Genomic DNA, 15,615 nt, shown 5'->3' on the forward strand with positions numbered 1-15,615 from the left:
GTTCTTAACGCCGATTTCTGTCGACTCGAGAAGGCTCAGACGACGCCGAGCGTCTCCCGCAGAAGATGCATGAGAGCGCCCAGCTGCACAGGCTCGGCCGCCGCCTCGTCGAGGGCCTCGCCGTCCAGGGCACGGGCCGCGAGGCCCTGCTTCTGATCGATGAGCTCCGCGATCTTGGCGTCGATCGTGTGCGCGGCGATGATCCGCCACGCCGTCACCGGCTCGTCCTGACCGATACGGTGCACGCGGTCGATCGCCTGAGTCTGCTCCGCGGCCGTCCAGGACAGTTCCGCCAGGACCACGTTGGATGCGGCCTGCAGGTTCAGGCCGACACCGGCAGCGGTCAGCGAACACACCGCGATGCCGACCTCGGGGTCGCTGTTGAAGTCGTCGATCGACTGCTGCCGCACGGTCGAGGTCTGGTCGCCGCGGATCGAGACCGAACGGATGCCGGCCGACGCGAAGTGCGCCTCCGCCTGGTCCATCACGTCGATGTGCTTCGCGAAGAACACGACCTTGCCCACCGATCGCTGCAGCTGGGCCGCGTAGTCGGCTGCCAGGTGCGCCTTCGCCTGTCCGATGCGCCGCACCATCGTGAAGACGTTGTCTCCCCCGGTGCCAGCGGCCTTCGACTCCTCGAGCTCGTTCTGGGCGACCAGACGCACGATGTCGTCGTCGATCTCGCCGGGTGCCAGTCCGCGATCCCCTCGCGCTTCGATGATCCGCCGGTAGCGGGCGGCGAGCCGCTCGCCCAACTCTCGCTCGGCCTGACGGATGCCGCGGCCGAACTCGTCGTCCAGCTGCACGGGAAGGTCGGCGATGAGCTTGTCGGGAAGGTCGGCGGCGACGTCCTTCTTCTTGCGCCGCACGATACCCATCGAGATCACGGCTTCGCGAGCCTCGGGGTAGAACGCCTTGTCTGCGGGGGTGAAGCCGGTCGCGTCGAGCTTCTCCATCAACTCCGGCCCGGGCTTCTCACCCGTCGTCCACCCGAGGAAGCGCCAGATCGCGTCGAAGTCCTCGACGTCGTTGATCAGTGGGGTTCCCGTGAGCGCGAGCATCAGCGGGTTGCCGCCGGGGGTGCGCTCGCGAACGCGATTCGCGAGCGACAGCACGTTCTGCGACCGCTGGGAGCTGAGATTCTTGATGAAGTGGGCCTCGTCGACGACCATGCCCCGGAGGCCGATGGATGCGAGCCACGACATGTGGCGATCGAGGATCTCGTAGTTCACGATGAACACATCCGCGAAGGCGTCGATGTCATCACCATCGCCCTGGATCACGGTGGCCCTGCGCTGAGGGGTCCAGCGCTCGACCTCTCGCGCCCAGTTCATCTTGACCACGTTGGGCACGACCACGAGCAGCGGGTAGGCCCCGGCCACGGACGCCGCGAGCACCGACTGCGCCGTCTTGCCCAGACCGGGCTCGTCGGCGAGGAGGAAGCTCCTGTGCCCCGCTCGCACCGCTTCGAGGAAGCGGGACTGATGCACCATAACCTCGAGGCCCTTGGGCGAGAGGTGGTCGTACTCGGGCGCCGGAGGCAGGTCCATACTGGCTGCTCCTCCCCCGGCTCCGGTCTCGAAAGCCTTGTACAGCGGGCCCATGAGCTCCCAGCCGTCGAGACGTCGACGCGGAGTCGTGGTGGCGCGCGGGGTGAGATCGGGCGCGAGGAACGGGTTCGCCAGCTGACGCGCCTCGACAGAGGGCGGGGTCACCTGGCGCTCGGCGATCGCCGCAGACACCACGGGTGCCTGGACGGGCGCGATGTCGGCGATGATCAGCTCTTCCGGAGCCAGCTCGGCCCCCGATTCGAGCAGCCAGTCGCGTCGCATGCGCTTCGCCACCGGCGAGGTCGCCTGATCGGCTTCGAGAAGCTGAATCAGCGACGTGTCGCGCGCCGCCGTCTTCGCCAGGATCGTGGCGACGCCGTCGAGTCGCTTGAGAAGCTCTGCGCGGGCGGCATCGGCGATGTCGGCATCCGCCTTGACCCTGGCGCGCTCTTCACGCACCAGGAAGGCGATGACCTGGAACTTGACCCGGTTGGTGGGTCCGAGCTTTCCTCGCTGCGACTTCGCCTCGATCTCACGCACCTTGCGGGCGAGGATCGGGATGAGGGGTGCCTCATCGTCGCGACGGGACGTCTTCTTGCGCCGTGTTGCGGCGGTTGCCGTGGTCGGCATGCTCCTCCTGAGCGTGAAGGCCGGAACACCCTGAGGATGCATCGACCGTTCTCGGTGTCCGCGTGTGGCGTGAGCCAGGACCGTACGAACAGTATTTCCGGCGGTCGTCGACGAGCGAAGGACGCGCGAGGATCAGGGACCACCGAGGCCCATTCTATGCCATGCCGCCTGAGCCACGCAGATCAGGACACGCAGAGTTCAGGGCGAGTTCAGCGGTCGTCGCGCGACAGGACGGTCTCGGCATCCGTCACGTCAGCGGCCATCTGGGATTTCAGCTTCTCGATCCCCTCGAACGCGACCATTCCGCGCAGGCGCTCGACGAACTCGACGGTGACGTCGTGACCGTACAGATCGAGATCGGTCTCTCCGATCACGTGCGCCTCGACCTGACGTTCGAGCACGTCGTCGAAGGTGGGGTTGGTGCCGACCGAGATGGCAGCCCGGTGGCGGAGGCCGGTCTCGTGGTCGACGAGCCAGCCTGCGTAGACTCCGTCGGCCGGCACGAACGAGTCGACGGACGCCGAGAGGTTCGCCGTGGGGAAGCCGAGCTCGCGTCCGCGCTTGAGTCCGTGCACCACCTCCCCGCGCACGTCGACGTTGCGGTCGAGCACACGCGCGGCGGCGGTGACATCTCCGGCCATCAGCAGTTCCCTGATCCAGGTGGACGAGACCCGACGGTCGGAGCCGTCGAGGAAGACGTCGTCGACGACCTCTACGGTGAAGCCGTATTTCGGTCCGAGCTGTCGGAGGAGATCGGGGTTGCCCGCTCCGCCGCGGCCGAACCGGAAGTCCTCACCCACGAGAACGGTGGACACGTGCAGGGCACTGGTCAGGATGCCGGCGACGAAGTCCTCCGCGCTGCGCGCTGCGAGCTCCTCGTCGAACGTCAGAACCAGCGTGGCGTCGAGCTCGAGCTCGCTCAGCAGCTCGATCTTCCGCTCGACCGTGACCACGTTCTCCGGGCAGCGGTCGGGCCGCAGCACGGCGAGCGGATTGCGGTCGAACGTGACGGCCACGGCGCGGATCCCCGACTCGGCAGCGATCTCCTTGAGGCGCCCGATCACCGCTCTGTGCCCCGCGTGGACGCCGTCGAACTTGCCGATCGCCACGGCGGAGGGACCGAAACCGGGGGGAACCTCGCTCGGGTCTCGGAAGACGATCATGCGCTCGCCTCGACGCGGAGAGCGGACGCGACCGCACGGGCCGGCCTATGCGTGCGCAGCCACCAGATGCCGAAGATCGGCAGCACGAGCGGGATGAACAGATACCCGCGCCCGAACATCGACCAGACCGTGTCGTGCGGAAAAAGCTCGGGGAAGAAGATGCTGAGCGAGCCGACCACGAGGACGCCGGCGAGCTCGAAGACGATCGCCACCCAGGCCACCGCGTACCAGCCGCGTCGATTCGCGAGAACGAGTGCCAACGTCGCCAGGATGTACACGACGGCAGCGAGCGCCGAGAGCGAGTACGCGAGAGGGGCTTCACCGAACTGGCGGAAGATCTGCACGAAGCTTCGCCCGGTCGCCGCCAGCGCCATCACGGCGTAGACGATCACGAGGACACGACCGATGCCGGTCATGCGGGAGGTGGGAACGGTGGTGCTCATAGCGTCCTCCATTCTAGATCCGGGCGGGAAGCCCCGGATGCCTCGCCGACCGGTCAGGCCACCTGGATGGTCCAGATCACGTGCATGCGCCAGATCATGATCGCGACGGCCAGCGCCGCCACCCCGAGGATCACCGTGCTCCAACGGCTCCTCTCCATCAGCGCCCACAGCACGGCGCCGATGGGGAGCAGCACCGCGGAGACGAGATAGACCCAGTACTCGAGCAGGTCGCCCGTCGGCGGGTTCCCCACCAGCGGCGCCACGATGGCGACGATCACCTGCACGATGAGGAGCAGCTCGACGAGCGCGAGCGCACCGACGGAGTAGTCGCTCGGACGTCGTCCGGCCAGGCCGAGTGACACGCAGAACAGTCCGGCCAGGGTCGCGACCGCCACCTGGGCGATCGTCAGCCAGAGGATCATCGAGCCGCCTCCGGCATGTTCATGGCGCTCTTGAGATCGGCACCGCGCCTCTCGACGACGCCGACCAGGACGCCGTCCTCGTCGATCGCAGCCGCGAGGGCGCCGGTCAGCCGATCCGCCTGGCCGACCAGCCGCTTGCCGTGACGCAGATCTCTCGCTTCCTCTGCCGACACCGGCATCACGTCCAGGACCCTCGCGGCGGCGGCGGCCGGAGTCAGCAGCGCTGTCTCGACGACGCCGTCGACCGTCACGGCATCCGCGACGTCGAAGTCGCCGACTCGCGAGCGCCGAAGGGCCGTGAGATGCCCACCGACCCCGAGCGCTGCCCCGAGGTCACGAGCGAGGGAACGGATGTACGTGCCGGAGGAGCAGTCGACGACGACGTCGAGATCCAGGAACCCGTCACCGGAACGCTCCGCCAGAACCTCGAACCGCGACACTGTGACGTCACGAGCGGCCAACACGACCTCTTCGCCGGCCCGCACACGGTCGTACGCACGACGTCCGTCGACCTTGATCGCGGACACCGAGCTCGGGACCTGAGAGATCGCGCCGGTGAGCGCGTCGATCCCCGCCGCGACCCGATCGGGGGTGACCGAGTCCCAGGACCCCGCCGTGGCTCGGGTCAGGATCTCGCCGTCCGCATCGTCCGTGCCCGTCGTCTGTCCCAGTCGGATCGTCGCCTCGTAGGTCTTGTCCGCTCCGACGATGTAGGTGAGCAGTCGCGTCGCGCCCTCGACGCCGATCACGAGCAGACCCGTGGCCATGGGGTCGAGGGTTCCGGCATGCCCGACCTTGCGAGTGCCGAGCGCACGTCGAGTGCGTGCGACGACGTCATGGCTGGTCAGTCCAGCTGGTTTGTCGACGAGGAGGATGCCGGGCGAGACCATCTCTCAAGCCTACGGTGCGCTCGAACTCCCCTCTGCCCGTCGCGACCCATGTCGACGCCGTCCGCCGCTCTTCAGGGGGATCGGTGTTCGCCTAGGCTGACGAGGTGCCTTCGACTTCGCATCCACCCGCCGAGGTGTCCGAGCCTCTTGCGGACTGGTACCGGGGTGCCGCACGCGACCTGCCGTGGCGGCGCACGGAATTCCGCGAGGATTTCGGCGCGTGGGGAACGCTGGTCAGCGAGTTCATGCTGCAGCAGACGCCCGTGAACCGAGTGATACCGCACCTCGAGGCGTGGCTCGCCCGGTGGCCGACGCCCGCGGCCATGGCTGCCGCTTCACCCGCCGAGGTCGTGCAGCAGTGGGCCAACCTCGGCTACCCGCGCCGCGCACTCTGGCTGCATCGCGCGGCCATCGAGATCTCTGAGCGACACGGCGGCGTCGTCCCCCACGACATCGATGCCCTCCTCAAGCTCTCGGGCATCGGCGACTACACGGCCAGGGCTGTCGCTGTCTTCGCCTACGGCGACCGGCACCCCGTCGTCGACACGAACACTCGACGTGTGATGGCGCGCGCCATCCTCGGCCACGCGCAGCCGGGACCGCCCTCGCGTCGCGACCTGGCGCTGATGGACTCGCTGCTGCCCGCCGATGTCGCCGAGTCCGCCGTGTTCAACGCGGCCGCGATGGAGCTGGGCGCGACGGTGTGCACGGCACGCTCGCCGCGCTGCGACGTCTGCCCGCTGAGCGACACATGCGCGTGGCTGGCCGCAGGGCGACCCGAGACCGGTGACACCCGCAGACGCCAAGCCGCCTTCGAGGGTTCTGACCGCCAGGCACGAGGAGCCGTGCTCCGGGTGCTGCGAACCGCCGCGCCCACCCCGGTGCTGATCGACTCCGTGCTGGCCGACTGGCCCGATCCGCTTCAGCGCGACCGTGCGATCGTCTCGCTCATCGCCGACGGCCTCGCCGAGGCCGATGGCGAACTGCTGTCGCTTCCCCGCTGAGTCCGCCCGTCAGACGAACTGCCCGATGCGGTGAGCGAGCACCGTGAGCTCGACTCGGGTCCTCACCTCGAGCTTCACGAAGACCCGACCGAGGTGCACCTCCACGGTGCGCACCGAAACGTGGAGCGCATCCGCGATGTCGCGGTTAGAAGCTCCGCCGACCGCCAGCATCGCCACCTCGAACTCTCGAGCGGTGAGCATCGACTCCCACACTCGCCGGCACGAGGAGAGCGGGTCACCGCTGGCGGCAGCTCCGTCGGAGGCCTCCACCTGCTCCAGACGCACCGAGACCGCTCTCGCCCACGCCGTCGCACCGGAGACCTCGAGCAGGTTCCGTGCCATCGAGAGGTGCTCCCGTCCGAGACCCACGTCTCCCTTGATCAGCGACCTCGTGCCGATCATCGCCTCGACCCGTCCGCGGGAGAAAGGCGAGGTCAAGGTCCGTGCGGCGGCGACCACGACCGGCCGCGCAAGGCGCCACTCGTCGTCCGAGCAGCTGGTGATCTGCACGCGCAGCCGTTGCGCCAGAGCGATCTCGGGCGGTTCGATCCGCTGCGGGCTCCATGATCCGCCATGCGTGACCACGATCGCCTCCTCCAGCCCGGGCACCGACAGGGTCGGCTGAGGAGCGCCGCGATCCCTCCAGAGCCGCATGCACGCCGCGGCTTCGGCCGAGTGTCCCGACAGGAATGATTCGATTCCCCTGTCCACCAGCTGATCGATGCGCAGAGGGGCCGGGAGGGCGGCGGTGAGAGCCTTGGCGAACGGCCCCAGATGTCCGAGAACCGCGAGATCGAGGCGTCGTGCGATCACGACGCCGAGCCCGGCGAAAGGCAGCGCCACAGGCAGCTCGACGGCCGCACGAAGCATCCGGTCGCGCGCGGCGCCGATGTCTCCACGCCACATCAGGAGCAGCACCTCGGCGACCGCGCGGTACGCCGCGACGAGTGGACTGAGCTCGAAGCCGGCCACGAACGGGTCGACCTCGACGCCGACCGGCGAGTCACCGGCGGCGAGCAGGCTCAGCCCGCGGTCGACGTCCCCGTCGACCGCCGCTTGCAGAGCCCTCAACAGGCCGCCGGTGAGGGGCCCGGCCCCGCGAACGTCGTCCTTCTCGCGGTCGCCGATGACGAGCCAGGCCAGTGCGACGACCGGATCTCGGAGTTCGCGATCGGCTTCGACGCGCGCGCTCGCGTGACGGAGAGCGTCGAGCCACGAGCGCATCGTGCGACGGTCACCGCGTTCGGCGCACAGCATCGCTGCGAAGGCAGCAGCTCGCGCCCAGGAGTACCAGTGCTCCGCGTCATCGCGATCCGGTCGGATCACGCTCATGTCGACCTCGGGAACTGACCCGCGCAGATGCGTCTCGGCGACGAGCAGCCCGCCGAGACCCTGGAGCCGATAGAGCTCGTCGCCACCGGGGAAGAGACTTCCGAGCCGTCGCGCCGCCTCGACCGCGTGCCCGGCCGCGATGGCGGCGACACCGGCGACGAGGTTTGCCTCGTCCTGCTCGACCCCGCTCGAGTGGGCGGCGGCTTCTGCAGCGAGGTGGAAGGCGCGCTCGCTGAGTCCCGCCTCCGAATGCTCCCTGGCTATCCGTGTGAGCTCCCCGGCAGTCACCGGTTCGCCGTGCATCGCAGCTCGAGCGCTGTGCCAGTCGGCGTCCACCTGCTCGCCGCGTTCGTCGAAGAGTCGGTGGAGTCGCAGGTGCACTGCAGCAGCCGCGGAGGAGGGCGTCGTCGCTCGCAACCAGATCGCCAAGCGGGGGTCGGACAGACGGACGCGACCGGCGTGGATGTCGAGGAGCGCTCCGAGAGGGCCTGTGGTGAGCTCCGCGGCAGAACGACCGGCGAAACCGACCAGCGGATCCAGCCTGTCGTCGAGGCGCATCGACACCGCGATGAGCACCTCACGGTCGCTGTCGTCCAGCTCCAGCTGGGCGAAAAGCGTCTCGACCGATGACACCATCGGCAACGGTGAGGGGAGCGACCTGAGCCCCTGCCGTTGAGCCCCGTCAAGACGAGCTGCGACGGCCAGGATGGTGGGAGGGTCCTCCGACAGCTCGGCAGCGAGTCGCGCCGCGACATGCGGCGCGCAGCTCAGGTCGTGCTCGAGGAGTTCCTCGAGAATCGTCTCGACAGCTGCCGGTGCGACCGAAGCTGTCCTCTGCGCACGCGAAACGTCGATGCTGAACTCCCCAGTCCCCACGGGCGACTGCCCGTTAGGCCGAGGTTACCAAGACTGCTCACACCCTCAGACGAGGGCGCGATATTCAGGCCTGCGTGTCGTCGTCTTCCTGGCGCAGGTACGGGTCTGCGTCACCGGCGTGCGAGGCGGAGGAGGCGAGCTTCGCCACGTCGGCATCGCGCTGCTGCGCCTCGCGAAGAAGCGCCGAGATGTGATCGGCGTTCTCGGGCAGCGCGTCGGGGATGAACTCGAGCGTCGGAACCAGGCGGGTGCTCAGCTGCTTCCCGACCTCGCTGCGGAGCATGCCGGTCGCGGAGGTCAGCGCCGCACCGCTGGAGAGGCGCTCCTCCTCGGTGCCCAGCACCGTGTAGAACACGGAGGCGTGCTGCAGGTCTCCGCTCACGCGGACGTCGGTGATGGTCACGAATCCGAGTCGCGGGTCGCGCAGACCCTTCTCCAGTCGCTCTGCGAGGATCACACGAATGCGATCGGCCAGACGTGCCTGTCGTTCACCAGCCATTGTTCTCTCCCTCTACGTACCCTTCGGGCGAGGGTGCATGACGCACCCTCGCCCGAAGATATCGAACTCGATCAGCTGCGAGGCTTCTCGACCAGCTCAGTGGTCTCGATCTCGTCGCCGATCTGGATGTCGTTGAACTTGCCGAGGCCGATACCGGCCTCGTAGTCCGTGCGAACCTCGGTGACGTCGTCCTTGAACCGACGCAGCGACTCGATGGCGAGGCCATCGGCGATCACCACACCGTCGCGGATGACGCGAGCCTTGGCGTTTCGCGTGATCGTTCCCGAGCGCACGATGACACCGGCGATGTTGCCGAACTTCGAGGAGCGGAACACCTCGCGGATCTCGGCGACACCCGACTGGACCTCTTCGTACTCCGGCTTGAGCATGCCCTTGAGCGAGCTCTCGATCTCGTCGATCGCGTTGTAGATCACCGAGTAGAACCGGATGTCCACGCCTTCACGCTGTGCACGCTCGCGCGCCTTCGTGTCGGGACGGACGTTGAAGCCCACGATGATCGCGTTGTCGATCGTCGCGAGGTTGACGTCGGACTCCGTGATCGCACCGACACCGCGGTGGATGATGCGGAGCTGCACCGAGTCGTCGACCTCGATCTTGAGAAGCGACTCCTCGAGCGCCTCGACGGCACCGGAGACGTCACCCTTGATGATGAGGTTGAGCGACTCGACCTTGCCCTCTTCGAGAGCACGGGTGAAGTCCTCGAGCGAGATGCGCTTGCGGGCCTTCGCCAGCTGCGCGTTGCGCTCGACAGCTTCACGCTTCTCGGCGATCTGACGGGCCATGCGGTCTTCCTCAGTGACGATGAAGACGTCGCCGGCACGCGGCACGGAGTTCAGACCCTGCACCTGCACGGGACGCGACGGGTAGGCCTCGAGGACCTGCTCGCCGTTCTCATCCGCCATCGCACGCACGCGGCCGTACGCCGTTCCGGCGACGATCGCGTCACCGACGCGCAGCGTTCCGGACTGGATGAGCACCGTGGCGACCGAACCGCGACCCTTGTCGAGCTTCGCCTCGATGGCGACACCGCGAGCGGCCTTGTTCGGGTTGGCGGTCAGGTCGAGGCCTGCATCGGCAGTGAGCAGCACCGCGTCCAGGAGCTCCTGGATTCCGGTGTTCGCACGGGCCGAGACGTCGACGAACATGACGTCTCCGCCATACTCCTCTGCGACCAGGCCGTACTCGGTGAGCTGCTGGCGCACCTTGGCCGGGTTGGCGTCGGGCTTGTCGACCTTGTTCACCGCGACCACGATCGGCACGTTCGCCGCCTGGGCGTGGTTGAGCGCCTCGACCGTCTGCGGCATGATGCCGTCGTCGGCCGCGACCACGAGGATCGCGAGGTCGGTGACCTGCGCTCCACGAGCACGCATGGCCGTGAAGGCCTCGTGACCCGGGGTGTCGATGAAGGTGATGGCACGCTCGATGCCCTCGTGCTCCGTCCACACCTGGTACGCACCGATGTGCTGGGTGATGCCGCCGGCTTCACCCTCGATGACGTTGGTCTGACGGATGGCGTCGAGAAGGCGCGTCTTACCGTGGTCGACGTGGCCCATGACGGTGACCACCGGAGGACGGATCTCGAGGTCGTCCTCGCTCTCCTCCTCGAGCTCCTGCTCGAGGTTGAGACCGAAGCCCTCGAGGAGCTCCTTGTCCTCGTCCTCGGGCGAGACCATCTGGATCTTGTATCCGAGCTCCGCACCCAGGACCTCGAACGTCGCCTCATCCAGCGACTCGGTGGCCGTGGCCATCTCGCCGAGGTTGAAGAGGATCGTCACGAGGGTTCCGGGCTGGACCGTGTAGCCGGTCAGCGTCTCGATCTTGTCGGCGAAGTCCGAGATCGACGCGCCGCGGCGCATACGGATGATCTCGCCGTTACCGCGGGTGACGTTGACGCCACCGACGACCGGGGCGCTCCGCATCTCGAATTCCTGCCGCTTCGCCCGCCGCGACTTGCGCTGCTTGCTCTTGCCGCCGCCCTTGCCGAAGGCACCTGCGGTACCTCCACCGGGACCACGACCGCGACCTCCACCGCCACCGGGACGACCTGCGAAGCCTCCACCGGGACGAGCGCCGGGACCTGCGCCGGGTCCGCCGGCACCGCCGGGACGACCGGGTCCACCCGGACGCTGCTGGAACGGTGCACCACCGGGACGACCGCCCTGACCGCCGCGCGGGGCGCCGGGACGGGGGGAACCGGGACGAGGTGCACCCGGACGCGGCGCGCCGGGACGCGGAGCCTGCGGACGCGGGATGTTGCCCGGCGTCGGGCGCTGGCCCATCCCCTGCGCGGAGGCGAAGGGGTTGTTGCCGGGTCGCGGTCCGTTGGGCCGCTGACCCATGCCCTGAGCGGACGAGAACGGGTTGTTGCCCGGGCGCGGGGCGCCGGGCTTGGGTGCGCCGCCGTCAGCGGGCTTGGAAGCTGCGCTGTCTGCGGACTGGGGAGCTGCCGGCGTGGCGGCAGCCGGAGCGGCGGCCTCGGCCGGAGCTTCGGGTGCCGGAGCTGCAGCAGGCGCCTCGGGCGCGGGCGCGGGCTTGGGCCCGGGCTTGGGTCCGGGTGTCGGTGCACCGGCACCGGGCTTGGCGGCACCGGGCTTGGCGGCACCGGGCTTGGCTGCACCGGGCTTGGCTGCACCGGGCTTGGCGGCACCGGGCTTCGCTGCGGCGGGAGCCGCATCCGCGGAGCCCTTCAGCGAGGCGTCCGACTCGATGGCAGCGCGAAGCTTGCGCGCCACCGGCGGTTCGATGGTCGAAGAGGGGCTCTTGACGAACTCTCCGAGTTCCTTGAGCTTTGCAAGTGCGATCTTGCTGTCGACGCCGAGTTCGGCGGCGATCTCGTGTACGCGTGGTTTACCAGCCACAATTCTCCTGTCTGGGGTCGGTCCACCCAGACAGGGCAGACCACTAGTCGCGGACGGGTCTCATTTCGAGCCGTTCACTTTGTTTCCATAGCCGTTCAGCCTTTGTTTCTTGGTGGGTGCTGTTCGATGATCCGCGTGTCCAGATCGCTGGAGACGCGCAGTGCTCTTCCGAAAGCCCGGCGCCGCAGAGCGGCATCCACGCATTCCGGTGTCGGATGGACCCACGCGCCTCGCCCTGGCAGAACGGCGCGCTCATCGAGGATGAGGATGTCGTTCTGGGACACCACTCTGAGAAGAGCGGCGCGGGGAGCACGCGTGCGACAGCCGACGCACGTTCGTACGGGTTCCATCTTACACCTGTGTTCCCGTCCGACTCGCGCGGCTGGCGCGAGTCGGACGTGGCGAGCGGTCAGTCCAGGACGCTGTCCGGCTGGATGTCGATCTTCGCTCCGGTGAGCTTGGCAGCCAGTCGGGCGTTCTGCCCCTCCTTGCCGATCGCGAGCGAGAGCTGATAGTCGGGCACGAGTGCACGCACGGCTCTGGTGTTCGCGTCGAGGATGAACGAGCTCGTGACCTTGGCGGGAGAGAGGGCGTTCGCGACGAACGCGGCGAGCTCCGGGTCGTGATCGACGATGTCGATCTTCTCGCCGGCCAGCTCCTCGGTGACGGCACGAACGCGTCGGCCCATCTCGCCGATGCAGGCGCCCTTCGCGTTGATCGCCGGGTCGTTCGCACGGACGGCGATCTTGGTGCGGTGGCCGGCCTCACGAGCCAGCGAGACGATCTCCACGAGACCTGCGGCGATCTCGGGCACCTCGAGCGCGAACAGCTTGCGGACGAGACCGGGGTGCGTGCGCGAGACGGTGATCTGCGGTCCCTTGAGACCCTTCGCGACGCTGGTCACGTAGACGCGGAGGCGCGACCCGTGGGTGTACTCCTCGCCCGGCACCTGCTCCTCCGGAGGAAGGATCGCCTCGACGGCTCCGAGATCGACGTGGATCATGCGGGGATTCGGTCCCTGCTGGATCACGCCGGCGACGATGTCGCCTTCCTTGTCCTTGAAGTCTCCCAGCACGACATCATCCGCGATGTCCCGCAGGCGCTGGCTGATGACCTGCTTGGCGGCGAAGGCCGCGATACGTCCGAAGTCATTCGGCGTCGCGTCCTCTTCGCCGATGATCGCGCCCTCTTCGTCCTTGACGACCTGCAGCACAGCGACGTGCCCGGTGCGACGATCGAGTTCGACGCGGACCCCCTCGGGGGTGGCGCCGTCGTCCGAGACGTGCTTGGAGTAGGCGGTCAGGATGGCCTGTTCGATGATCGAGACCAGCTCATCGAAGGGGATCGCCTTCTCCTTCTCGATCCCACGCAGCAGACTCAGTTCGATATCCATGACGACTCCCTATTCAGCTCTCGTCGCGCGGGTGTTCACGCGCGACATCCGTACCACGATACCCTGTGCCCACCGCCCGATGCCACGGAGGCGGCCGCACCGACGCGGTGCCGAGCGCGCAGGAGGACTCAGTGACGACGTACGACACCATCGTGATCGGGGCAGGGATGTCGGGTGTGACGGCGGCCCGCATGCTCGACGACACCGGAGCCGACGTCGTCGTCCTCGAGGCGAGGGATCGCGTCGGGGGCAGGATGCACACCGACCGCGCTGCGGGTTTTCCCGTCGATCGCGGTGCATCGTGGGTCCACGGCGTCGACGACTCCCCGCTGTGGGATCTCGTGCAGGCGCTCGGCATCCCCACCCTCGAGTACACCGTCGGCAGCTTCCAGGCCGGAGGCAGGCCGATCGAGAACTTCGACGGGGAGGGCAGGGCGATGGATCCTGCGAGCACTTCTCAGTGGGTCGCCGATGTCGAGCAAGCAGATCGACTGTTGGCAGAGGAGATCACCCGGTCCTCCCCCGGCGACACCTATCTGGATGTCACGGAGCGCGCGCTCGACCGCTCGGGCTTCGAGCCGGAGCGCATCGATGAGGTCCGCGAGTTCTTCCGTCACCGCGTCGAGGAGCAGTGTGGTGCATGGGTCGGGGACCTCGACGCGCACGGGCTCGACGAGGATGCGATCGACGGCGACGAGGTCATCTTCCCGCGCGGCTACGATGAGCTCCCGCGTCGGATCGCCGCCGGTCTCGACATCCGACTCGGTCACGTCGTCACCCGCATCGAGCGGACCGACCGGGGCGTCACCGTGTCGACCCGGAACGGAGAGTTCTCGGCCCGCAACGCGCTGGTGACCGTGCCGCTCGGCGTGCTCAAGGCGGAGTCGATCGAGTTCGCCCCTCCGCTGCCCGACGCTGTCGGCGGACCGATCGCGCGACTGGGCATGGGAGTGTTCAACAAGGTGTTCATCCAGTTCCCGGAACGCTTCTGGCGCGAGGACAGCTACGTTCTCCGGGCGCTCGGCGAGGCCGGTGAGCACTGGCACTCCTGGTACGACGTCTCGGCGGTCAGCGGGATCCCGACGTTGCTGACCTTCACCGCCGGCCCGTTCGGCCGCCGGATGCAGGATCTGTCGGATGAGGAGGTCGTCGCGGACGTCGTGAGCGCCCTGCGGTTCCTCTACCCGGATGCCGTCGGCGACCCCACCGCGCACTGGATCACGCGATGGGGACAGGACGAGTTCTCGAACGGGTCGTACTCGCATCTCGCGGTCGGCTCGTCACACCACGACCACGACGAGCTCGCGGGGCCGGTCGACGCAGTGCTGCACTTCGCCGGTGAGGCGACATGGGGCGACGAGCCGGCGACCGTGGGGGCCGCGTACTACTCGGGGCACCGCGCCGCTGAGCGCATTCTCGGTCGGTCGATCGACCTGGCGGAATTCGCGGCAGGCATCACAGCGCGGGAGCGGACTCCAGCGAGTTGATCGCGCCGATCAGACGGAACAGGTTGCCGACCTGTCGCTGGTCGAGATGCAGGGAGAGACGAGGAAGGTGCAGCAGATCGTCGTCTGCGACCTCCGGCGACCGCGGAGCTGTCCGTTCGATCCGTCCGCTCGCCAGCATCCCGGCGAACCGGTCGTTGAGATCCTCGAGCTCTTCGTCCGTCGGCTCTCCACGCAGTCTCAGCACGAGCGAGTCCCCCACCCAGCGCAGCGAGTCGTAGTTGCGCCAGAACCCGGCGATCACGGCGGCTGCCGACTCGACGGAGTCGGTGATGACCACGCGATCGAAGTCACCCTCGGAGATCACCCCTGTCGGCGCCAGGTCCTCGTCGATGAATCGCTTGAGGCCGTTCCAGAACGTGCCTCCCGGCTCGTCGAGCAGCACGATCGGCGTCGGCTCGGCCTTTCCGGTCTGCTGGAGGGTCAGCAGCTCGAACATCTCGTCGAGGGTGCCGAATCCGCCAGGGAGACAGATGAAGCCGCTGGACTCCTTGATGAGCATGAGTTTGCGGGTGAAGAAGTACTTCATCGCCACCACATGCTCGCTCGCCGCGATCAGGCTGTTGGCCTTCTCCTCGAACGGCAGCCTGATCGACACGCCGAGCGAGAGCGCGGGGCCGGCACCTTCAGCGGCAGCCTGCATGATTCCCGGTCCTGCTCCGGTCACCACCATCCATCCGTCCGCCGCGAGAGCAGCCGCGACATCACGCGCCTGGACGTAGAGCGGATCGTCGTGGAGGGTACGCGCCGATCCGAACACCGTGACCTTCGGCACCCCTTCGAACGGTGCGAACAAGCGGAAGGCGTCCCGCATCTCGGCGAGGGCGGCGGAGGCGATCTTGAGATCGAGGCGGTTCGTGCCGTCCTCCCCCAGCAGGACCGCTGTGCGCATCATGCGCATCACGAGTCTGCGATCGGTCTTGACCCCTGCTTCGTCGAGGACGTTGTTGATCTCGGCGCTCAGCGACGCCGTCAGCGGTTCGTCGGTCATGCCCTCAGCCTGTCATGGGAGCACGTCGGGCGGGCCGC

13 protein-coding genes are annotated in these 15,615 nt (G+C 68.0%); 2 read left to right on the forward strand and 11 right to left on the reverse strand.

Annotated features, from left to right (window positions below):
• Window positions 1-35: 35 nt before the first annotated feature.
• The 5 genes from ACZZZQ_RS00295 to truB all read right to left on the reverse strand — a co-directional run bounded on the left by ACZZZQ_RS00295 (window position 36) and on the right by truB (window position 5,098).
• Window positions 36-2,180 (reverse strand): DEAD/DEAH box helicase, encoded by a 2,145-nt coding sequence (locus tag ACZZZQ_RS00295; RefSeq protein WP_463506647.1) that lies wholly within the window; start codon window positions 2,178-2,180, stop codon window positions 36-38.
• A gap of 209 nt (window positions 2,181-2,389) precedes the next feature.
• Window positions 2,390-3,343: a bifunctional riboflavin kinase/FAD synthetase gene (locus tag ACZZZQ_RS00300; protein ID WP_230100583.1), complete on the reverse strand. Its 954-nt coding sequence runs from the start codon at window positions 3,341-3,343 to the stop codon at window positions 2,390-2,392.
• Window positions 3,340-3,786 carry a hypothetical protein gene (locus ACZZZQ_RS00305; protein WP_233277308.1) on the reverse strand — a complete coding sequence of 149 codons (447 nt, stop codon included), beginning with the start codon at window positions 3,784-3,786 and terminating at the stop codon, window positions 3,340-3,342. Before ACZZZQ_RS00305 ends, ACZZZQ_RS00300 begins: the two co-directional genes overlap by 4 nt.
• Window positions 3,787-3,839: 53 nt before the next feature.
• Entirely contained in the window at window positions 3,840-4,208 is a 369-nt protein-coding gene (locus tag ACZZZQ_RS00310; RefSeq protein WP_320488041.1) for a hypothetical protein, read from the reverse strand.
• On the reverse strand, window positions 4,205-5,098 hold the full coding sequence (truB, locus tag ACZZZQ_RS00315; RefSeq protein WP_463506648.1) for a tRNA pseudouridine(55) synthase TruB: 894 nt from the start codon (window positions 5,096-5,098) through the stop codon (window positions 4,205-4,207). Before truB ends, ACZZZQ_RS00310 begins: the two co-directional genes overlap by 4 nt.
• Window positions 5,099-5,202: 104 nt before the next feature.
• Between truB and ACZZZQ_RS00320 the strand changes: the two genes are divergently transcribed.
• Complete coding sequence (locus ACZZZQ_RS00320) at window positions 5,203-6,102, forward strand: HhH-GPD family protein (protein WP_463506649.1); 900 nt, start codon at window positions 5,203-5,205, stop codon at window positions 6,100-6,102.
• Between the two features lie 9 nt (window positions 6,103-6,111).
• Here the strand turns inward: ACZZZQ_RS00320 and ACZZZQ_RS00325 are convergent, their stop codons facing one another.
• From ACZZZQ_RS00325 to nusA, 5 genes are all read right to left on the reverse strand, one after another.
• Entirely contained in the window at window positions 6,112-8,070 is a 1,959-nt protein-coding gene (locus ACZZZQ_RS00325; protein ID WP_463506650.1) for a helix-turn-helix transcriptional regulator, read from the reverse strand.
• Between the two features lie 304 nt (window positions 8,071-8,374).
• On the reverse strand, window positions 8,375-8,809 hold the full coding sequence (gene rbfA / locus ACZZZQ_RS00330) for a 30S ribosome-binding factor RbfA (protein WP_053095788.1): 435 nt from the start codon (window positions 8,807-8,809) through the stop codon (window positions 8,375-8,377).
• Window positions 8,810-8,880: 71 nt separating this feature from the next.
• Window positions 8,881-11,688, reverse strand: a complete 2,808-nt coding sequence (gene infB / locus ACZZZQ_RS00335; RefSeq protein WP_187249504.1) for a translation initiation factor IF-2 — start codon at window positions 11,686-11,688, stop codon at window positions 8,881-8,883.
• A gap of 95 nt (window positions 11,689-11,783) precedes the next feature.
• Window positions 11,784-12,038, reverse strand: a complete 255-nt coding sequence (locus ACZZZQ_RS00340) for a YlxR family protein (RefSeq protein ID WP_072591126.1) — start codon at window positions 12,036-12,038, stop codon at window positions 11,784-11,786.
• A 59-nt stretch (window positions 12,039-12,097) separates the two neighbouring features.
• Complete coding sequence (gene nusA, locus ACZZZQ_RS00345) at window positions 12,098-13,081, reverse strand: transcription termination factor NusA (protein WP_053095786.1); 984 nt, start codon at window positions 13,079-13,081, stop codon at window positions 12,098-12,100.
• Window positions 13,082-13,212: 131 nt separating this feature from the next.
• Between nusA and ACZZZQ_RS00350 the strand changes: the two genes are divergently transcribed.
• Entirely contained in the window at window positions 13,213-14,568 is a 1,356-nt protein-coding gene (locus ACZZZQ_RS00350) for a flavin monoamine oxidase family protein (protein WP_463506651.1), read from the forward strand.
• Here ACZZZQ_RS00350 and ACZZZQ_RS00355 read toward each other — a convergent pair.
• Complete coding sequence (locus ACZZZQ_RS00355) at window positions 14,537-15,577, reverse strand: LOG family protein (protein WP_053095785.1); 1,041 nt, start codon at window positions 15,575-15,577, stop codon at window positions 14,537-14,539. The genes ACZZZQ_RS00350 and ACZZZQ_RS00355 overlap by 32 nt on opposite strands.
• Window positions 15,578-15,615: the final 38 nt, after the last annotated feature.

Source organism: Microbacterium sp. AC132 (genome assembly GCF_979258525.1).